A 17,798-nucleotide genomic window follows, 5' to 3' on the forward strand; every position below is an offset into this window, starting at 1 on the left:
TGTGGAGTAGCATGGCCCCATGCCCTGTATGGAGTGTCGGCCCATGTCCTTTGCGGTAATTCAAATGGTCAGCCAGAGTGACGTGCTGGCCAACCTCGCCCAGGCGCGTCGCCTGTTGGAACAGGCGGCGGCCGGTGGCGCGAAACTCGCGGTGCTGCCGGAGAATTTCGCCGCCATGGGGCGCCGTGACGTGGCCGACATTGGCCGCGCCGAGGCGTTGGGCCAAGGGCCTGTGTTGCCCTGGTTGAAACAGGCCGCCCGCGACCTCACCTTATGGATAGTGGCCGGCACATTACCGTTGCCGCCCAAGGACCAGCCCCACGCCAAGCCCAACGCTTGCTCGCTGCTGATCAACGATCAGGGTGAAATCGTCGCTCGCTACGACAAACTCCATTTGTTTGATGTGGACGTAGCGGACGCTCGCGGTCGTTATCGCGAATCTGACGACTATGCTTTCGGTAACCAAGTGGTAGTGGCGGATACGCCGGTGGGCCGTGTGGGGTTGACGGTGTGTTACGACCTGCGTTTCCCCGAGCTGTACAGCGAGTTGCGCGCGGCGGGGGCTGAACTGATTACCGCGCCCTCGGCCTTCACGGCGGTGACCGGGGCTGCGCACTGGGATGTGCTTATTCGTGCGCGGGCCATCGAAACCCAGTGCTACCTGCTGGCGGCCGCCCAGGGTGGTGTGCACCCAGGCCCACGGGAAACCTTTGGCCACGCAGCGATTGTCGACCCTTGGGGCCGAGTGCTGGCGCAACAGGATCAAGGCGAAGCGGTGTTACTGGCCGAACGCGATAGCAGTGAACAGGCGTCGATACGGGCGCGCATGCCGGTGACCAATCACCGGCGCTTTTTCTCGCAGGGCGCGCAGCGGCCTGCTTCAGAACGATGAATTTAAGGCCAAACCTATGAGCGAGTTGTTGTCCTCAGTCAGTGATCACCTCCTGGCACCCGGTGGCGTGACCATCGAAAGCCTGCAAACCGTGCTCGGCGATCTGGCCGGGCCGGGTATCGATGCGGCTGACCTGTATTTCCAGGGGCAGATTTCCGAGTCTTGGGCGCTGGAAGATGGGATCGTCAAGGAAGGCAGTTTCAACCTTGACCAGGGCGTAGGCGTTCGCGCGCAATCGGGTGAGAAGACCGGCTTTGCCTACAGCAATGCGATCACCCTGGAGGCCCTGGGCCTGGCGGCGCGTGCCGCCCGTTCGATTTCCCGTGCCGGCCAGAATGGCACGGTGCAGGCGTTCAGTACCCAGGACGTGGCCCAGTTGTATGCGCCGGATAACCCCTTGGAAGTGATCAGCCGTGCGGAAAAGGTCGAGCTGCTCAAGCGTATCGACGCAGCTACCCGTGCCTTGGACCCGCGTATCCAGCAAGTGACCGTGAGCATGGCCGGCGTGTGGGAGCGCATCCTCGTGGCGTCCACCGACGGTGGGCTGGCGGCGGATGTACGGCCACTGGTGCGTTTCAATGTGAGTGTGATCGTCGAACAGAACGGGCGCCGCGAGCGCGGTGGCCATGGCGGCGGCGGGCGCACCGACTACCGTTATTTCCTCGCTGACGACCGTGCCATGGGCTATGCCCGTGAGGCGCTGCGCCAGGCATTGGTCAACCTGGAAGCGATACCGGCACCGGCCGGTACCTTGCCGGTGGTGCTGGGCTCGGGTTGGTCTGGGGTGTTGCTCCACGAAGCCGTGGGCCATGGCCTGGAAGGCGATTTCAACCGCAAGGGCAGTTCCGCTTATAGCGGGCGCATGGGCGAAATGGTTGCGTCCAAGCTGTGCACCATTGTCGATGACGGCACCCTGGCCGGCCGCCGTGGTTCGCTGAGTGTCGATGACGAAGGCACGCCGACCGAATGTACCACCCTGATCGAGAACGGCGTGCTCAAGGGCTACATGCAAGACAAGCTCAACGCCCGCCTGATGGGCGTGGCGCGTACCGGTAATGGTCGTCGCGAGTCTTACGCGCACCTGCCGATGCCGCGCATGACCAACACCTACATGCTCGGTGGCCAGAGCGATCCGGCAGAAATCATTGCCTCGGTCAAACGCGGTATCTACTGCGCCAACCTCGGCGGCGGCCAGGTGGACATCACCAGCGGCAAGTTCGTGTTCTCCACCAGCGAGGCGTACCTGATCGAAGACGGCAAGATTACCGCGCCGGTCAAAGGGGCGACGCTGATTGGTAACGGGCCGGAAGCCATGAGCAAGGTGTCGATGGTCGGTAACGACCTGTCGCTGGACAGCGGCGTGGGCACGTGCGGCAAGGATGGGCAGTCGGTGCCGGTAGGTGTCGGCCAGCCAACCTTGAAAATTGATGCGATCACCGTGGGTGGCACGGGGTCGTAGGAACGCAAGCTTCGGGTGGCGAAGACCGCCACCCGGGGAAGAGGATCAGCGCAGGCCGCGTTGAGTCTCGTCCAGCTCACGGATGTACTTGAAGATTTTACGGCTGGTGGCTGGCGCCTTGTTATGCGCCAGCTCGTGCTGGGCCTGACGGATCAGGGAGCGCAATTGCTGGCGGTCCGCGTCCGGGTAGTCCAGTACGAATTTCTCCAGCACCGCGTCATCGCCCGAGATCAGGCGGTCACGCCAACGTTCCAGGTTGTGGAAGCGTTCGTTGTACTGGCGAGTGGAGGCATCGGTTTGATCGAGCAAAGTCAGAATGGCGTCAATGTCTTGATCACGCATCAGCTTGCCGATAAACGAGATGTGCCGTTTACGCGCGATATTCGCGGTGTGCTTGGGCGCATCGGCCAGGGCTCGACGCATTTCGTCGGTCAGTGGCAGTTTTGCAACCAAATCCTTTTTGAGCGTTGTAAGGCGCTCGCCAAGGTCAACCAGAGCATGCAGCTCACGTTTGACCTGGGTTTTGCTTTTCTCCCCATCGAGGGAGTCGTCGTAAGAATCAACCATGGTGGCAGTCCGCAAAGAAACGCCGCCATGATAACCAGTCGGGGGCCGCTTGTCCGGCCCGGTCGCTCGATGGCCATTACCGAAAGCAGAATTTGAGTGGAGAAAACCATGAGTGCAGCCCAAAGCGTCGGTCCACAAGCGTTACCGGCACTGCAGGAACAAGTCGAGCAGATCCTTGCCGAGGCCAAGCGCCAGGGGGCCAGCGCCTGTGAAGTGGCGGTGTCGCTGGAGCAAGGCTTGTCGACTTCGGTGCGCCAGCGGGAAGTGGAAACGGTCGAATTCAATCGTGACCAAGGGTTTGGCATTACCTTGTATGCAGGCCAGCGCAAAGGCTCGGCCAGCACTTCCGCCAGTGGCCCTGAGGCGATTCGCGAGACCGTCGCCGCGGCACTGGCGATTGCCAAGCACACGTCCGAGGATGAAAGCTCGGGCCTGGCCGACAAGGCGCTGATGGCCAAGGATGTGCAGGATTTTGACCTGTTCCATGCCTGGGATATCACCCCTGAGCAAGCCATTGAGCTGGCGCTGACCTGCGAAGCGGCAGCCTTCGATGCCGATGCCCGCATCAAGAATGCGGACGGCACCACCTTGAGCACCCATCAGGGCTGCCGCGTCTACGGCAACAGCCATGGCTTTATCGGGGGTTATGCCTCCACGCGTCATAGCCTCAGTTGCGTGATGATTGCCGAAGCCAACGGGCAGATGCAGCGTGATTACTGGTACGACGTAAACCGCCAAGGCGATTTACTGGCAGACCCTGCAAGCATTGGCCTGCGTGCGGCGCAACGGGCTGCAAGCCGCCTGGGCGCGCGCCCGGTGCCGACCTGCGAAGTGCCTGTGCTGTTTTCTGCAGAGCTGGCCGGTGGTTTATTCGGCAGCTTCCTGGGGGCGATTTCCGGAGGCAACCTGTATCGCAAGTCTTCGTTCCTGGAAGGCGCCATCGGCCAGAAGCTGTTCCCTGAGTGGCTGACCATCGACGAGCGCCCGCACCTGATGCGCGCGATGGGCAGTTCGTCGTTCGACGGCGATGGCTTGGCAACCTATGCCAAGCCGTTTGTCGAAAAGGGTGAGCTGGTGTCCTATGTGCTGGGCACTTATGCCGGTCGCAAGCTGGGCCTGCCAAGCACCGCCAACGCGGGCGGCGTGCATAACCTGTTCGTGACCCATGGCGATGAAGACCAGGCCGCGTTGTTGCGGCGGATGGGGCGCGGGTTGCTGGTGACTGAATTGATGGGCCATGGCCTGAACATGGTCACCGGTGACTACTCGCGTGGTGCGGCGGGCTTCTGGGTGGAGAATGGCGAGATTCAGTTCGCCGTCCAGGAAGTGACCATCGCCGGCAATATGCGCGATATGTTCAAGCAAATCGTTGCCGTGGGTAACGACCTGGAACTGCGCAGCAATATCCGTACGGGTTCGGTGCTGATCGAACGCATGACAGTCGCTGGCAGCTAATCCCTCCAGCACGTCCCAAAAGGCGCGCCATCGCAAAGATGGCGCGCCTTTTTTATTGCGGGTCTTTTCGCAAGATCAATGGGCCACTCTTGTTTTGATTCTCAATATCATTTAATAATAAATATCATTACCGAATGAGTGTGGCTCATGAGTTCTGTTCTGCATGAGGATCCCTATCTGGAAAGCTGGCGTTGGATGAGCCGCCAGATTCGCTGTGGCCTGGATCCCAATGAACCCCGCCTGATCGAGCATTACCTCAACGAAGGTCGGTACCTGGCGTGTTGCACCGCAACCCATCCGTGGACGATCGCCGAAACCTCATTTCGCTTGTTGATCGACACTGCCAGCGATATCGCCTTGCCCTGGCATTGGCGCTCCCTGTGCCTGGACCAGGCCTGGCGGCCATTGCGCGACCTGGAAAAACTCTCCCACTGTGCCTGCCGCCTCAAGCGCTGGCAGACCTTTGCCTGGCAATTGGCGAGCTGCGAATTACTGCCTTCGATTTCCGTTTCTGACTTGGTGCAAGGATCTAATGATGAGTAACACCCGTATCGAACGCGACAGCATGGGCGAACTGCGTGTGCCGCAAGAAGCTTTGTATGGCGCTCAAACCCAGCGTGCCGTGAATAATTTCCCGATCAGTCATCAACCCATGCCGGCGCAGTTCATCCGCGCCCTGATCCTGGCCAAGACCGCCGCCGCGAGGGTCAACGTCGACCTCAAGCAAATCAGCGAAGGGCAGGGCAAGGCCATTGTCGATGCCGCCCAAGGCCTGCTGGAAGGCGACTACATGCAGCATTTTCCGGTGGATATCTTCCAGACCGGCTCTGGCACCAGCTCCAACATGAACGCCAACGAAGTGATCGCGACCCTTGCCAGCCGTTTGCTCGGCGAGACGGTCAACCCAAATGACCACGTCAATTGCGGCCAGAGCAGCAACGACATCATCCCCACCACCATCCACGTCAGTGCCGCGTTGGTGCTGCACGAGCAAACACTGCCGGCCCTATTGCATCTGGTGCAAGTCATCGAGCAAAAAGCCGAGGCGGTTCACCCGTTCATCAAGACCGGCCGCACGCATTTGATGGACGCCATGCCGGTGCGCATGAGCCAGGTGCTCAACGGCTGGGCGCAGCAGCTCAAGGCCAATATCGGCCACTTGCAGGACCTGCTGCCGGCGCTGCAAGCACTGGCCCAGGGCGGCACGGCGGTCGGTACCGGGATCAACGCGCACCCCGAGTTTGCCGGGCGCTTCAGCCAGCAACTGAGCCTTTTGACCGGCGTGAAGTTCACCCCCGGCAAGAACCTGTTTGCGCTGATTGGCTCCCAGGACACCGCCGTTGCAGTCTCTGGCCAGTTGAAAGCCACGGCGGTGTCACTGATGAAGATTGCCAATGACCTGCGCTGGATGAACTCCGGCCCATTGGCCGGCCTCGGTGAAATCGAACTGGAGGCGCTGCAGCCGGGTTCGTCGATCATGCCGGGCAAGGTCAACCCGGTCATCCCGGAAGCGACCGCCATGGTGGCCGCCCAGGTCATCGGCAATGACACAGTGATCACGGTGGCCGGCCAATCGGGCAACTTCGAGCTGAATGTGATGCTGCCGATCATTGCCCAGAACCTGCTCAGCAGCCTGGAGTTGCTGGCCAATGCCAGCCGGTTGCTGGCGGACAAGGCCATTGCCAGCTTCAAGGTCAACGAACCCAAGCTCAAGGAAGCGCTGTCGCGCAATCCCATCCTGGTCACCGCACTTAACCCGATCATCGGCTACCAGAAAGCCGCTGAAATCGCCAAGAAGGCGTATCAGCAAGGCCGCCCGGTGATCGATGTCGCCCTCGAACACACCGACCTGCCGCGCAGCCAACTGGAAGTCCTGCTGGACCCGGAAAAGCTCACCGCCGGCGGCGTGTAATCAACGACCCTGCTTTGGAGGCTCACCATGGAGCACTGGAAACGCACGATCGAACGGGCCAATCGCTGCTTTATGGCGGGTGAGCTGGTTGACGCTCGCGAGGCCTATCTGCAAGCCCTGGCCCTGGCCCAAGTGTTGTTCGAACGCTGGGCGGATGCTGACGAAGCAGTGGCGGCTTGCGTCATTTCCCATCACAACCTGGCGGACCTGCACTTGCGCCTGAACCAGCCTGAGGAAAGCGCGGAATACCTCTGCGCTATTCATCAGCGTCTCTTACAGACCATGCAGGACCCGCGCCTGAGCCCGTCATTGCGCGAGGCCGCGTTGCGCCAGAGCAGCAAGACCTACGTCGAGCTGCTGAATTTCATCAGTGATCACGGCGAATACCCACGCACTCATCGGCTGCTGGGCAGTGCTGCGACGCCAACGTCCACGTCCCACTATGGAGCACATTGATATGACTTATACCTTGCCGGCCTTGCCTTACGCCTACGACGCCCTTGAGCCGCATATCGACGCGCAAACCATGGAAATTCACTACACCAAACACCACCAGACCTACATCAATAACCTCAATGCCGCGGTCGAGGGCACTGAGTTCGCTGGCTGGCCGGTGGAGAAGCTGGTGTCCAGCGTCCAAACATTGCCGGAGAAATTACGCGCTGCTGTGGTCAACCAAGGAGGCGGGCATGCGAACCACTCGTTGTTCTGGGCGGTCATGTCACCTACAGGGGGCGGCAAGCCTGAGGGCGCGCTGGGCAAGGCCATCGACGAACAACTTGGCGGCTTCGACAGTTTCAAGGAAGCCTTTACCAAGGCGGCGTTGACGCGTTTCGGCAGCGGTTGGGCCTGGCTGAGCGTTACGCCACAAAAAACGCTGGTGGTGGAAAGCAGCGGCAACCAGGACAGCCCGCTGATGAGCGGCAATACGCCCGTCCTTGGTCTGGACGTCTGGGAACACGCTTACTACCTGCAATATCAAAACCGACGACCCGAGTACATCAATGCATTTTACAGCGTCATCAACTGGCCGGAAGTTGCCGCGCGCTATCAGGCAGCCTTGGCCTGACACTCACTCCATAACAAGATCTAAGGCCGACTATGGGCACTCAAACACTGGCGATCGGTAGCGTACGAATGTTTCGTTATGCGTTTGGCACGCTGCTGCTATTGGCAGGTACTGCGTTATTGGTGGCCCATGGGCTGGCCTGGTTGAACCTGGAACCGCGCATCCTGCGTGCTTTGCAGGGCGGGGCGATCTGCGCGCTCAGCACGGCGCTGGGCGCGGTGCCGGTGTTGGTGATTCGGCGCATGCCGATGGCGCTGAGCGACACCCTGCTGGGCTTTGGGGCTGGTGTGATGCTGGCGGCGACCGCGTTTTCCCTGGTCGTGCCGGGTATCGCGGCTGCTGAAAGCCTGGGGCTGTCACCCTGGGGCGCCGGTGGCCTGATCAGCTTCGGCATCATGCTCGGAGCGTTCGGCCTGTACCTGGTGGACCGCAAGGTCTCTGGCGCCAGCCCGGAAATGCTGGTGGGTACAGCGGATAAGCCGGTTATCCCGCCGCGTATTTGGTTATTCGTGTTTGCCATCATTGCGCACAACATTCCTGAAGGCATGGCTGTGGGTGTTTCTGCGGGCGGAGGCATGACGGATGCCGACAGCCTCGCCATGGGCATTGCCCTGCAGGATGTCCCCGAAGGGCTGGTGATTGCATTGGTATTGGCGGGAGCGGGAATGTCGCGGGTCAAGGCCTTCCTGATTGGCGCTGCATCAGGCTTGGTTGAACCGGTATTTGCGGTGCTCTGCGCATGGCTGGTGAGCCTTGCCGAAGTGTTGTTGCCGTTGGGTCTGGCGCTGGCCGCTGGGGCGATGTTGCTGGTGGTGACTCATGAAGTCATCCCCGAATCGCGCCGCAATGGCCATGAAAAGCTCGCCAGCCTTGGGCTGTGCCTCGGGTTTTGCCTGATGATGGTGATGGATACGGCGTTGGGCTGAGGATGGCTTTATCTATGTAGGAGCGAGCTTGCTCGCGAAAAACCTGAGAGCACTGCGTTTAACCAGGATGCCCGCGTTATCGTTGACGTTTTTCGCGAGCAAGCTCGCTCCTACCGCAGGGGTTATTCGCCTTCGTCGAAGTAGTTATTGATCAGTGCGACCAGTGCGTCCATAGCCTCCTGCTCTTGCTCACCTTCGGTTTTCAGATGGATTTTGGTGCCTTTGCCGGCCGCCAACATCATCATCGCCATGATGCTTTTGCCATCGACCATGGACTCTGGGGTGCGCCCAGCACGAATCTGGCAGGGGAACTGCCCAGCCACGCCGACGAACTTAGCCGACGCCCGGGCGTGCAGGCCCAGCTTGTTGATGATTTCAATTTCCCGAGCCGGCATCGCAGTGGTGTTCCTTTCAGCTAAGGTCGCGGTGGCGAACCTGGACGTTCTTGAGGGTTTGTTGCAGCACCTGTCCCAGCCGTTCAGTCAAATAGACCGAGCGGTGGTGGCCGCCGGTGCAGCCAATAGCAATGGTGACATAGGCCCGATTGCTGGCGGCAAAGCGCGGCAACCATTTGAGCAGGTAGCTGGAGATGTCCTGGAACATCTCTTCTACGTCTGGTTGCGCGGCCAGGTAGTCGACTACAGGCTGGTCCTGCCCCGACTGATCACGTAATTCCGGCTTCCAGTAAGGATTAGGCAGGCAGCGAACATCGAACACTAGGTCGGCGTCTACCGGCATGCCGCGCTTGAAGCCAAACGACTCGACCAGGAACGCCGTCCCCGGCTCAGGCTGGTTCAGCAGGCGCAGCTTGATCGCATCGCGAAGCTGATACAGGTTCAGGTTGGTGGTGTTGATCTTCAGGTCGGCCAGGTCAATGATCGGCCCCAGCAGTTTGGTCTCGTCCTCGATGGCTTCGGCCAGAGAGCGGTTGGCACTGCTGAGGGGGTGGCGTCGACGGGTTTCGGAGAACCGCTTGAGCAGGGTTTCTTCGTCTGCATCCAGGTACAGCACATCGCAATGAATGTGCTTGGCGCGCACTTCTTCCAACAGTTCCGGGAACCGCGAGAGGTGGCTGGGCAGGTTGCGGGCGTCAATCGAGACCGCAACCAGGGGCTGCGCCAATTCGGTATGGATCAGTGCACGTTCCGCCAGCTCTGGCAGCAGGCCGGCCGGAAGGTTGTCGATGCAATAGAAGCCGTTGTCCTCAAGCACATTGAGGGCGGTGCTCTTACCGGAGCCGGAGCGACCGCTGACGATGATCAAACGCATGATTACTGCCCGTTTTGTTCATCCAGGACAACTTGGTACAACGCTTCATTGCTGGAGGCGCTGCGCAGTTTGTCGCGTACATCCTTGCGGTCCAGCATGCTGGCGATCTGCCGGAGCAGTTCCAGGTGCGCATCGGTGGCGGCTTGCGGGACCAGCAGAACGAACAGCAGGTCAACCGGGGCACCGTCGATGGCGTCGAAGTCGATGGGTTTTTCCAGGTGCAGCAGCGCGCTGACCGGGGTATCGCAGCCTTCGAGGCGGCAGTGAGGAATGGCGATGCCGTTGCCAAAACCGGTCGATCCGAGTTTTTCACGAGCAATCAGAGCTTCGAAAACATCTTGCATCTCCAGCTCAGGCACTTCGCTGCTGATCAGGTTGGCAATTTGTTCAAGGGCGCGCTTTTTACTGCCGCCCGGCACGTTCACAAGGGAACGGCCGGGGGTCAGGATGGTTTCAAGTCGGATCATGGGGGGAGAGTTAACGACCTGTACCTTGCATCAGGTGCAGATTCTTTTCCTTATGCTTGATGAGTTGGCGGTCGAGCTTGTCGTAGAGCGAGTCGATTGCCGCGTACATGTCTTCATGTTCCGCATTGGCGACGAGCTTGGCATTCGGTACGTGCAGGGTGGCCTCGATTTTCTGCTTGAGCTTATCGACCTCCATGATGACCTGCACGTTGGTGATCTTGTCAAAATGCCCCGCAAGCTTGTTCAGTTTGCTCTCGGTGTATTCACGCAGGGGCTTGGTGACTTCCAGCTGGTGTCCACTGATGTTGACTTGCATACAGCTTCTCCTTCGTTGCCAGTGCATAAAGCGGTGGGCAGGAATACCCACCACTGGAACGCTGTGGCCCGCCCGTCACATCAAACGCTTACGCTCGCTGGAAGGCGCGATCCCTAGGGACTCGCGGTACTTGGCGACGGTTCGACGGGCGACCTGAATGCCTTGTGCCTCCAGTAAACCAGCGATCTTGCTGTCACTCAACGGCTTTTTCTGATTTTCCGCGGCAACCAGTTTTTTAATGATCGCGCGGATCGCCGTGGACGAGCATTCGCCGCCTTCGGAGGTGCTGACGTGGCTGGAGAAAAAGTATTTCAGCTCATAAATACCCCGTGGGGTATGCATGAATTTCTGCGTGGTGACCCGGGAAATCGTCGATTCGTGCATGCCGACGGCTTCGGCGATGTCGTGCAGCACCAGAGGCTTCATGGCCTCGTCGCCGTATTCCAGGAAACCGCGCTGGTGTTCGACGATCTGGGTCGCGACTTTCATCAGGGTTTCGTTGCGGCTTTGCAGGCTCTTGATGAACCACCGCGCTTCCTGCAACTGGTTGCGCATGAAGGTGTTATCGGCGCTGGTGTCAGCGCGGCGCACAAAACCGGCGTACTGCGGGTTGACCCGCAGGCGCGGTACCGACTCCTGGTTCAGCTCCACCAGCCAGCGTTCGTTGTCCTTGCGCACGATGACGTCGGGGACCACGTATTCGGCTTCGCTGGATTCGATCTGCGAGCCCGGACGCGGGTTGAGGCTTTGCACCAGCTCGATGACCTGGCGCAAGTCATCTTCCTTGAGCTTCATGCGGCGCATCAGTTGGCTGTAGTCACGACTGCCCAACAGGTCGATGTAATCACTGACCAGGCGTTGCGCTTCGGTGAGCCATGGCGTCTTGGCGGGCAGTTGGCGCAGTTGCAACAACAGGCACTCGCTGAGTGTGCGAGCACCGATGCCGGCGGGTTCAAATTGCTGGATGCGGTGCAGGACGGCTTCGATTTCGTCCAGTTCGATGTCCAGTTCCGGGTCGAAGGCCTCGAGGATCTCGTCGAGGGTTTCGTCCAGGTAGCCCTGGTTATTGATGCAATCGATCAGGGTGACCGCGATCAGGCGATCGGTATCGGACATCGGCGCCAGGTTCAGTTGCCACAACAAGTGGCTCTGCAGGCTCTCGCCCACCGACGTACGGGTGGTGAAGTCCCACTCGTCATCATCGTTGCTCGGCAGGCTGCTGGCGCTGGTCTGGTAGACGTCTTCCCACGCGGTGTCCACGGGAAGCTCGTTGGGAATGCGTTCGTTCCAGTCGCCTTCCTCCAGGTTATCCACCGTCGGGGCGGTTTCCTGATAGGAGGGTTCCTGCACGTCGGGATTGGGTTTTTGCTCGATGTTGTCGGCCAGCGGATCTGCGTTGTCGAAGTCGTCGCCTTCTTCCTGGCGTTCGAGCATCGGATTGGACTCCAGGGCCTCCTGGATTTCCTGTTGCAGGTCCAGGGTCGACAATTGGAGCAGGCGGATGGCCTGTTGCAGCTGCGGTGTCATCGTCAGCTGCTGGCCCATTCTCAGGACTAGCGATGGTTTCATGGCAGGGGCTTAACACCTTATTCGCCGGCGCAATGCGCCATCCACGACAGGGCGCGTGAGCGCCAAACATAAGCAAATTATATGCCTGATCTCGGGGCCTTTGCCTAGAGCGCGGTAACAATAAAAAAACCGAGGTTTCCATTGACTCCCGCGCGCTCCAGGGAAAAGCGCGATACCCCTGTGTTTACAGGCGGAACTCGTGACCCAGGTAAACTTCCTTCACCAGCTCGTTAGCCAGGATCGTCTCGGCATCGCCTTCGGCAATCAGCTGACCATCGTTGACGATATAAGCGGTTTCGCAGATATCCAGGGTCTCGCGCACGTTGTGGTCCGTGATCAGCACCCCAATGCCTTTGGCCTTGAGGTGATGGATGATCTGCTTGATATCACCCACCGAAATCGGGTCGACACCGGCAAAGGGTTCATCCAGCAGGATGAATTTCGGCGCGGTCGCCAGGGCGCGGGCGATTTCCACGCGACGACGTTCACCACCGGACAAGCTCATGCCGAGGTTGTCGCGAATATGGTTGATGTGGAATTCCTGCAGCAGGCTTTCCAGCTCTTGGCGGCGGCCATCGCGATCGAGTTCCTTGCGGGTCTCGAGGATCGCCATGATGTTGTCGGCTACCGACAGTTTGCGGAAGATCGACGCCTCCTGGGGGAGATAGCCGATACCTGCCCGTGCACGACCGTGCATGGGTTGGTGGCTGACGTCCAGGTCGTCGATCAATACGCGACCCTGGTCTGCCTGGACCAGCCCGACGATCATATAGAAGCAGGTGGTTTTGCCGGCACCGTTAGGGCCGAGCAAACCGACGATCTGGCCGCTCTCGATCGACAGGCTGACATCGCGTACCACCTGGCGGCTTTTATAGGCCTTGGCCAGGTGCTGGGCTTTCAGGGTTGCCATTACTCGGCCTTCTTCTTCGGCTGGATAACCATGTCGATGCGCGGGCGCGGTGCGGTGACCTTGTTGCCGTTGGCGCGACCGGCGTTGGCGATCTGCTTGACGGTGTCATAGGTGATCTTTTCACCTTCGGTCGAGTTGCCGTCGGGGCTCAGTACCTTGGCCTGGTCGATCAGCACGATACGATTCTGCTGGGCGTGATACTGGATGGTCTTGCCGTAGCCCTTCATCGGGCCGGTGTCGGTGGCGGACTGCTTCTGCTCGAAATAAGCCAGGTTGCCCACCGACGTCACCACGTCAATGTCGCCTGCGGGGGTGCGCGTCAGAGTCACCGTGTTACCGGTAATCTTCATCGAGCCCTGGGTGATGATCACGCCGCCGGTATAGGTGGCGACACCTTTCTTGTCATCGAGCTGTGCATCGTCAGCCGAAATATGGATCGGTTGCTGGCTATCGTTCGGCAGAGCCCAGGCGCTCACGCTTCCCAGTGCTGCGCCCAGACCGAGCAAAATAGGGAGGGTTTTAACGAGCCTCATACTGTCCTCTTACGTTCGATAGCAGGTGTATCCTGCTTTCTTTCAAATACGCTTTCATTCCCTTGCCAGTCGATACACCGCCAGCGCCGTCGATTCTAACGTCTTGCTCGGTCTGCGCATATTGCTTCTGTGGGAATACGGTCATGCGACTGCTGGTAATGATGGTGTCGCGGTTCTGCGCGTCTGTACGTGCGACGCGAACCGAGTCGATCAGTTCAACTTCGGTGCCGTCCGGGTTGACCTCGCCACGCTTGCTGGTGACGTGCCAGGGAAACTCGGTGCCGCGATACAGGTTCAGATCCGGATTGGTCAGCAGGCTGACTTCGGAAGCCTTCAAGTGCTCGACCTTGTCCGATGTCATCTCATACTGCACCTTGCCGTCGGGCAGGTACTGAATGCTGTAGGCATTGGTGGCGTAATAGTCGATAAGGCCTTCGTCAACCTGCGCAACAGGCTTGTCGAGAAAGCGCTCCGGGCTGATATTCCAGTAGCCCACCGCCAGGAGCAGCGCGGCGATGACCCCGAATAACAGGAAGTTGCGAATCTTTTTGCTCAGCATATAACGCTCTATAGGTAGGCGGCGTGGGCCGCTTCAAGACTGCCCTGGGCACGCAGGATCAACTCGCAGAACTCGCGGGCGGCACCTTCGCCGCCACGGGCGGTGGTGATGCCATGGGCGTGTTCGCGCACAAACGCTGCGGCATTCGCGACGGCCATACCCAGGCCCACCCGGCGAATCACCGGCAGGTCTGGCAGGTCGTCGCCCAGATAGGCGACCTGTTCATAGCTTAGGTTGAGTTGGCCAAGAAGCTCGTCCAGTACCACCAGTTTATCCTCGCGGCCCTGATACAGGTGAGGAATACCGAGGTTTTGTGCGCGGCGTTCCACAACCGGTGTTTTTCGACCGCTGATAATTGCGGTTTGCACGCCCGCTGCCATCAGCATCTTGATGCCTTGGCCGTCGAGGGTGTTGAAGGTCTTGAATTCGCTGCCGTCTTCGAGGAAGTACAGGCGGCCATCGGTCAGCACGCCGTCAACGTCGAAAATCGCCAGTTTGATGTTCTTACCGCGTTGCATCAGGTCGTTGGTCATTTACATCACTCCTGCGCGCAGCAAGTCGCCAAGGTTAAGGGCCCCGATCGGTCGATCATCGTGGTCGACCACTATAAGAGCGCCTATCCGGTGGTCTTCCATGATTTTCAACGCTTCGGCCGCGAGCATTTCGGCGCGGGCGGTCTTGCCGTGAGGGGTCATCACTGCGTCGATGGTGGCGGTATGGATATCAATGGTGCGGTCCAGGGTGCGACGCAGGTCGCCGTCGGTGAATATCCCGGCCAGCCGGCCATCGGTCTCGACAATAGCAGTCATGCCCAAGCCCTTGCGGGTCATTTCCATCAGCGCATCCCGAAGCAGGGTACCGCGTGGAACGCTCGGCAGCTCGGCGCCGCTGTGCATCACGTTTTCCACTTTCAGCAACAGGCGGCGGCCCAGTGCGCCACCGGGATGGGAAAATGCGAAGTCTTCAGCGGTAAACCCGCGAGCCTCCAGCAGTGCCACTGCCAGGGCATCGCCCATTACCAGCGCAGCGGTGGTGGAGGAGGTGGGCGCCAGGTTCAGCGGGCAGGCCTCGTGGGCCACGTGCACGTTCAGGTTGACGTCGGCGGCCTTGGCCAGCGTTGACTCAGGGTTGCCTGTGAGGCTGATCATCTGGATGCCCAGGCGCTTGATCAGCGGCAACAGGGTCACGATTTCGTTCGTGGTACCGGAGTTGGACAGCGCCAAAATCACGTCATCCTTGGTGATCATGCCCATGTCGCCGTGGCTGGCTTCGGCCGGGTGCACGAAAAACGCCGTGGTCCCGGTGCTCGCCAGGGTCGCGGCGATCTTGTTGCCAATGTGGCCGGACTTGCCCATGCCGACCACCACAACGCGGCCCTTGCTGGCCAGAATCATCTCGCAGGCGCGCACGAAATCCGCGTCGATATGCGCCAGCAAGCCTTCTACGGCTTCAAGCTCAAGGCGTATGGTGCGTTGCGCGGATTGAATAAGGTCGCTGGATTGGCTCATGTCTGAAATCGTATAGCCTGACGAAAAGTCGGCGATTATAGCGGTAATGATCAATTCCCTCACACAAGTTCGTCAGGCTTTGTGCGCCGGATAACTGAAAAGCACCGTCGGTAACATAGCAAGCAACGTTTTTTCCCTGTCTCAAATCTGAACCAGCGCTGTTCCGGCCTTGGGCGCTCTGTACCAGCAGTGATATAGTTCGCCGCCAGTTCGGTCCGCCCAACCCATGTGCTCAACTATTGCGCATCTGTTGAAAACCAAAGTCGCACACATGGTGTCTGAGTGAAAGGCTGCATCCCAAGGAGATTAGATGAGTGCCGATAACGCCTACGCGGTCGAGCTGAAGGGCCTTACCTTCAAGCGCGGTACGCGCAGCATCTTCAATAACGTCGATATTCGCATTCCTCGCGGCAAGGTCACGGGCATCATGGGGCCTTCCGGTTGCGGCAAGACCACCCTGTTGCGCCTGATGGGCATGCAATTGCGCCCCAGTGCCGGGGAAGTGTGGGTCAACGGCCAGAACCTGCCGACGCTGTCGCGCAGCGATCTGTTCGATGCGCGCAAGCATATGGGCGTGCTGTTCCAGAGCGGCGCGCTGTTCACCGACCTCGATGTATTCGAGAACGTGGCCTTCCCGCTGCGCGTGCACACCCAACTGTCCGACGAGATGATTCGTGACATCGTGTTGCTGAAGCTGCAGGCCGTGGGCCTTCGCGGTGCCATCGACCTGATGCCAGACGAGTTGTCCGGCGGCATGAAGCGCCGTGTCGCCCTGGCGCGGGCCATTGCCCTCGACCCACAGATCCTCATGTACGACGAGCCATTCGTGGGCCAGGACCCGATCGCCATGGGCGTGTTGGTGCGCCTGATCCGCCTGCTCAACGATGCATTGGGGATCACCAGTATCGTGGTGTCCCACGACCTGGCCGAAACCGCGAGCATTGCCGACTACCTCTATGTAGTAGGTGATGGTCAGGTGCTGGGGCAGGGTACGCCTGAGGAGTTGATGAACGCCGATAACCCGCGCATTCGCCAATTCATGACCGGCAACCCCGATGGCCCGGTGCCTTTTCACTTTCCGGCAGCGGACTACCGCTCAGATCTTCTGGGGAAGCGCTGATGCGCAAGACATCTCTTATCGAGAAGGTTCGCCTTTTCGGTCGCTCGGGCATCGACATCGTCGAAGTGCTGGGGCGTTCGACCATTTTCCTGTTCCACGCCTTGCTGGGGCGCGGCGGCATCGGCGGCGGCTTTGGCCTGCTGGTCAAGCAGCTGCACTCGGTGGGGGTGATGTCCCTGGTGATCATCGTGGTCTCCGGCGTGTTCATCGGCATGGTGCTGGCGCTGCAGGGTTTCAATATCCTGTCCAGCTACGGCTCGGAGCAGGCGGTAGGGCAGATGGTGGCCCTGACTCTGTTGCGTGAGCTTGGCCCCGTGGTCACCGCCTTGTTGTTCGCGGGGCGTGCAGGTTCGGCGCTGACTGCTGAAATCGGCAATATGAAGTCCACCGAGCAGCTGTCCAGCCTGGAAATGATCGGCGTGGACCCGCTCAAGTACATTGTTGCCCCGCGCCTGTGGGCCGGCTTCATTTCCCTGCCATTGCTGGCGATGATCTTCAGCGTGGTGGGTATCTGGGGCGGTTCGTGGGTGGCGGTTGACTGGCTGGGGGTCTACGACGGCTCCTACTGGGCCAACATGCAAAACAGCGTGACCTTCACCGGTGACGTGCTCAACGGCATCATAAAGAGCATTGTCTTTGCCTTTGTGGTGACCTGGATTGCCGTATTCCAAGGCTATGACTGCGAGCCCACTTCAGAGGGGATCAGCCGTGCCACTACCAAGACCGTTGTGTACGCCTCGCTGGCGGTACTGGGCCTTGACTTCATTTTGACCGCCTTGATGTTTGGAGATTTCTGATGCAAAACCGCACTGTGGAAATCGGTGTCGGCCTTTTCTTGCTGGCTGGCATCCTGGCTTTACTGTTGTTGGCCCTGCGAGTCAGCGGCCTTTCGGCCAGCCCTACCGCCGATACCTATAAACTTTACGCGTACTTCGACAATATCGCCGGTTTGACGGTCAGATCCAAAGTGACCATGGCCGGTGTCACCATCGGCAAGGTCACGGCAATCGATCTGGACCGCGACAGCTTTACCGGTCGGGTGACGATGCAACTGGACAAGAAGGTGGATAATCTGCCGACTGACTCCACAGCATCTATCCTCACTGCGGGGTTGCTGGGCGAGAAGTACATCGGTGTCAGCGTGGGCGGGGAAACAGCCCTGCTCAAGGATGGTTCGACCATCCACGACACACAGTCGTCGCTGGTGCTTGAAGACCTGATCGGAAAATTTTTGCTCAATACGGTCAATAAAGACGCCAAATGAGGA

General features: G+C 59.7%; 22 protein-coding genes and 1 pseudogene. 11 read left to right on the forward strand and 12 right to left on the reverse strand.

What is annotated here, in order from left to right; genetic code table 11:
* Positions 1-43: 43 nt before the first annotated feature.
* Both N2A98_RS04590 and tldD read left to right on the forward strand, forming a co-directional pair.
* Entirely contained in the window at positions 44-892 is an 849-nt protein-coding gene (locus N2A98_RS04590) for a carbon-nitrogen hydrolase family protein (protein ID WP_044271623.1), read from the forward strand.
* 16 nt (positions 893-908) lie between these two features.
* Complete coding sequence (gene tldD, locus N2A98_RS04595) at positions 909-2,351, forward strand: metalloprotease TldD (RefSeq protein ID WP_003188566.1); 1,443 nt, start codon at positions 909-911, stop codon at positions 2,349-2,351.
* Positions 2,352-2,396: 45 nt separating this feature from the next.
* On the opposite strand, the gene yjgA is transcribed toward tldD, so the two are convergent.
* The gene (gene yjgA, locus N2A98_RS04600) at positions 2,397-2,918 is read right to left on the reverse strand and encodes a ribosome biogenesis factor YjgA (protein WP_003188568.1); all 522 of its coding nucleotides are present in this window, start codon (positions 2,916-2,918) and stop codon (positions 2,397-2,399) included.
* A gap of 108 nt (positions 2,919-3,026) precedes the next feature.
* Between yjgA and pmbA the strand changes: the two genes are divergently transcribed.
* From pmbA to N2A98_RS04630, 6 genes are all read left to right on the forward strand, one after another.
* Positions 3,027-4,373, forward strand: a complete 1,347-nt coding sequence (gene pmbA, locus N2A98_RS04605; protein ID WP_044271627.1) for a metalloprotease PmbA — start codon at positions 3,027-3,029, stop codon at positions 4,371-4,373.
* Positions 4,374-4,520: 147 nt separating this feature from the next.
* Complete coding sequence (locus N2A98_RS04610) at positions 4,521-4,916, forward strand: hypothetical protein (RefSeq protein WP_032893559.1); 396 nt, start codon at positions 4,521-4,523, stop codon at positions 4,914-4,916.
* Complete coding sequence (locus tag N2A98_RS04615; RefSeq protein WP_047712595.1) at positions 4,909-6,285, forward strand: class II fumarate hydratase; 1,377 nt, start codon at positions 4,909-4,911, stop codon at positions 6,283-6,285. The genes N2A98_RS04610 and N2A98_RS04615 overlap by 8 nt, the downstream gene beginning before the upstream one ends.
* A 27-nt stretch (positions 6,286-6,312) precedes the next feature.
* The gene (locus N2A98_RS04620; RefSeq protein WP_003188573.1) at positions 6,313-6,741 is read left to right on the forward strand and encodes a hypothetical protein; all 429 of its coding nucleotides are present in this window, start codon (positions 6,313-6,315) and stop codon (positions 6,739-6,741) included.
* A 1-nt stretch (position 6,742) separates the two neighbouring features.
* On the forward strand, positions 6,743-7,354 hold the full coding sequence (locus N2A98_RS04625) for a superoxide dismutase (protein WP_014716929.1): 612 nt from the start codon (positions 6,743-6,745) through the stop codon (positions 7,352-7,354).
* A gap of 32 nt (positions 7,355-7,386) precedes the next feature.
* Positions 7,387-8,280 (forward strand): ZIP family metal transporter, encoded by an 894-nt coding sequence (locus N2A98_RS04630; RefSeq protein WP_275623081.1) that lies wholly within the window; start codon positions 7,387-7,389, stop codon positions 8,278-8,280.
* A gap of 15 nt (positions 8,281-8,295) precedes the next feature.
* Here N2A98_RS04630 and N2A98_RS04635 read toward each other — a convergent pair.
* From N2A98_RS04635 to N2A98_RS04685, 11 genes and pseudogenes are all read right to left on the reverse strand, one after another.
* Positions 8,296-8,382, reverse strand: a pseudogene (locus N2A98_RS04635) (outer membrane lipoprotein carrier protein LolA); the annotation flags it as partial.
* 20 nt (positions 8,383-8,402) lie between these two features.
* Positions 8,403-8,675, reverse strand: a complete 273-nt coding sequence (locus N2A98_RS04640; protein ID WP_044271635.1) for an HPr family phosphocarrier protein — start codon at positions 8,673-8,675, stop codon at positions 8,403-8,405.
* A 16-nt stretch (positions 8,676-8,691) separates the two neighbouring features.
* The gene (rapZ, locus tag N2A98_RS04645; RefSeq protein WP_275623082.1) at positions 8,692-9,549 is read right to left on the reverse strand and encodes an RNase adapter RapZ; all 858 of its coding nucleotides are present in this window, start codon (positions 9,547-9,549) and stop codon (positions 8,692-8,694) included.
* A gap of 2 nt (positions 9,550-9,551) precedes the next feature.
* Positions 9,552-10,016, reverse strand: a complete 465-nt coding sequence (gene ptsN, locus N2A98_RS04650; protein ID WP_044271637.1) for a PTS IIA-like nitrogen regulatory protein PtsN — start codon at positions 10,014-10,016, stop codon at positions 9,552-9,554.
* Between the two features lie 10 nt (positions 10,017-10,026).
* Entirely contained in the window at positions 10,027-10,332 is a 306-nt protein-coding gene (raiA, locus tag N2A98_RS04655) for a ribosome-associated translation inhibitor RaiA (RefSeq protein WP_003171804.1), read from the reverse strand.
* A gap of 75 nt (positions 10,333-10,407) precedes the next feature.
* Positions 10,408-11,901 carry an RNA polymerase factor sigma-54 gene (locus tag N2A98_RS04660; protein WP_003188580.1) on the reverse strand — a complete coding sequence of 498 codons (1,494 nt, stop codon included), beginning with the start codon at positions 11,899-11,901 and terminating at the stop codon, positions 10,408-10,410.
* Between the two features lie 184 nt (positions 11,902-12,085).
* Positions 12,086-12,811 (reverse strand): LPS export ABC transporter ATP-binding protein, encoded by a 726-nt coding sequence (gene lptB / locus N2A98_RS04665; RefSeq protein WP_044271639.1) that lies wholly within the window; start codon positions 12,809-12,811, stop codon positions 12,086-12,088.
* Positions 12,811-13,344 carry a lipopolysaccharide transport periplasmic protein LptA gene (gene lptA / locus N2A98_RS04670; RefSeq protein ID WP_003188584.1) on the reverse strand — a complete coding sequence of 178 codons (534 nt, stop codon included), beginning with the start codon at positions 13,342-13,344 and terminating at the stop codon, positions 12,811-12,813. Before lptA ends, lptB begins: the two co-directional genes overlap by 1 nt.
* Positions 13,331-13,903, reverse strand: a complete 573-nt coding sequence (lptC, locus tag N2A98_RS04675) for an LPS export ABC transporter periplasmic protein LptC (protein ID WP_014716937.1) — start codon at positions 13,901-13,903, stop codon at positions 13,331-13,333. The genes lptA and lptC overlap by 14 nt, the downstream gene beginning before the upstream one ends.
* Before the next feature lie 8 nt (positions 13,904-13,911).
* Positions 13,912-14,436, reverse strand: coding sequence for an HAD family hydrolase (locus tag N2A98_RS04680; RefSeq protein WP_044271642.1), 525 nt, complete (start codon positions 14,434-14,436; stop codon positions 13,912-13,914).
* Entirely contained in the window at positions 14,437-15,411 is a 975-nt protein-coding gene (locus N2A98_RS04685; protein ID WP_032893550.1) for a KpsF/GutQ family sugar-phosphate isomerase, read from the reverse strand.
* Positions 15,412-15,721: 310 nt separating this feature from the next.
* Here N2A98_RS04685 and N2A98_RS04690 point away from each other — a divergent pair, with 310 nt between their 5' ends.
* The 3 genes from N2A98_RS04690 to mlaD are packed head-to-tail and all read left to right on the forward strand — an operon-like array spanning position 15,722 to position 17,795.
* On the forward strand, positions 15,722-16,531 hold the full coding sequence (locus N2A98_RS04690) for an ATP-binding cassette domain-containing protein (RefSeq protein WP_003188590.1): 810 nt from the start codon (positions 15,722-15,724) through the stop codon (positions 16,529-16,531).
* Entirely contained in the window at positions 16,531-17,328 is a 798-nt protein-coding gene (gene mlaE / locus N2A98_RS04695; protein ID WP_003188592.1) for a lipid asymmetry maintenance ABC transporter permease subunit MlaE, read from the forward strand. The genes N2A98_RS04690 and mlaE overlap by 1 nt, the downstream gene beginning before the upstream one ends.
* Complete coding sequence (gene mlaD / locus N2A98_RS04700; RefSeq protein WP_003188593.1) at positions 17,328-17,795, forward strand: outer membrane lipid asymmetry maintenance protein MlaD; 468 nt, start codon at positions 17,328-17,330, stop codon at positions 17,793-17,795. Before mlaE ends, mlaD begins: the two co-directional genes overlap by 1 nt.
* The last annotated feature ends 3 nt before the right edge of the window (positions 17,796-17,798 follow it).

Source organism: Pseudomonas sp. FJ2-5-13 (assembly GCF_029201605.1).
In the GTDB taxonomy this organism is placed as follows: Bacteria; Pseudomonadota; Gammaproteobacteria; order Pseudomonadales; family Pseudomonadaceae; genus Aquipseudomonas; species Aquipseudomonas lactis.

Coding starts and splice junctions, on each gene's coding strand:
- N2A98_RS04590 (WP_044271623.1), top strand. CDS start 44: ATGTCCTTTGCGGTAATTCAAATGGTCAGCCAGAGTGACGTGCTGGCC.
- tldD (WP_003188566.1), top strand. CDS start 909: ATGAGCGAGTTGTTGTCCTCAGTCAGTGATCACCTCCTGGCACCCGGT.
- yjgA (WP_003188568.1), bottom strand. CDS start 2,918: ATGGTTGATTCTTACGACGACTCCCTCGATGGGGAGAAAAGCAAAACC.
- pmbA (WP_044271627.1), top strand. CDS start 3,027: ATGAGTGCAGCCCAAAGCGTCGGTCCACAAGCGTTACCGGCACTGCAG.
- N2A98_RS04610 (WP_032893559.1), top strand. CDS start 4,521: ATGAGTTCTGTTCTGCATGAGGATCCCTATCTGGAAAGCTGGCGTTGG.
- N2A98_RS04615 (WP_047712595.1), top strand. CDS start 4,909: ATGAGTAACACCCGTATCGAACGCGACAGCATGGGCGAACTGCGTGTG.
- N2A98_RS04620 (WP_003188573.1), top strand. CDS start 6,313: ATGGAGCACTGGAAACGCACGATCGAACGGGCCAATCGCTGCTTTATG.
- N2A98_RS04625 (WP_014716929.1), top strand. CDS start 6,743: ATGACTTATACCTTGCCGGCCTTGCCTTACGCCTACGACGCCCTTGAG.
- N2A98_RS04630 (WP_275623081.1), top strand. CDS start 7,387: ATGGGCACTCAAACACTGGCGATCGGTAGCGTACGAATGTTTCGTTAT.
- N2A98_RS04640 (WP_044271635.1), bottom strand. CDS start 8,675: ATGCCGGCTCGGGAAATTGAAATCATCAACAAGCTGGGCCTGCACGCC.
- rapZ (WP_275623082.1), bottom strand. CDS start 9,549: ATGCGTTTGATCATCGTCAGCGGTCGCTCCGGCTCCGGTAAGAGCACC.
- ptsN (WP_044271637.1), bottom strand. CDS start 10,016: ATGATCCGACTTGAAACCATCCTGACCCCCGGCCGTTCCCTTGTGAAC.
- raiA (WP_003171804.1), bottom strand. CDS start 10,332: ATGCAAGTCAACATCAGTGGACACCAGCTGGAAGTCACCAAGCCCCTG.
- N2A98_RS04660 (WP_003188580.1), bottom strand. CDS start 11,901: ATGAAACCATCGCTAGTCCTGAGAATGGGCCAGCAGCTGACGATGACA.
- lptB (WP_044271639.1), bottom strand. CDS start 12,811: ATGGCAACCCTGAAAGCCCAGCACCTGGCCAAGGCCTATAAAAGCCGC.
- lptA (WP_003188584.1), bottom strand. CDS start 13,344: ATGAGGCTCGTTAAAACCCTCCCTATTTTGCTCGGTCTGGGCGCAGCA.
- lptC (WP_014716937.1), bottom strand. CDS start 13,903: ATGCTGAGCAAAAAGATTCGCAACTTCCTGTTATTCGGGGTCATCGCC.
- N2A98_RS04680 (WP_044271642.1), bottom strand. CDS start 14,436: ATGACCAACGACCTGATGCAACGCGGTAAGAACATCAAACTGGCGATT.
- N2A98_RS04685 (WP_032893550.1), bottom strand. CDS start 15,411: ATGAGCCAATCCAGCGACCTTATTCAATCCGCGCAACGCACCATACGC.
- N2A98_RS04690 (WP_003188590.1), top strand. CDS start 15,722: ATGAGTGCCGATAACGCCTACGCGGTCGAGCTGAAGGGCCTTACCTTC.
- mlaE (WP_003188592.1), top strand. CDS start 16,531: ATGCGCAAGACATCTCTTATCGAGAAGGTTCGCCTTTTCGGTCGCTCG.
- mlaD (WP_003188593.1), top strand. CDS start 17,328: ATGCAAAACCGCACTGTGGAAATCGGTGTCGGCCTTTTCTTGCTGGCT.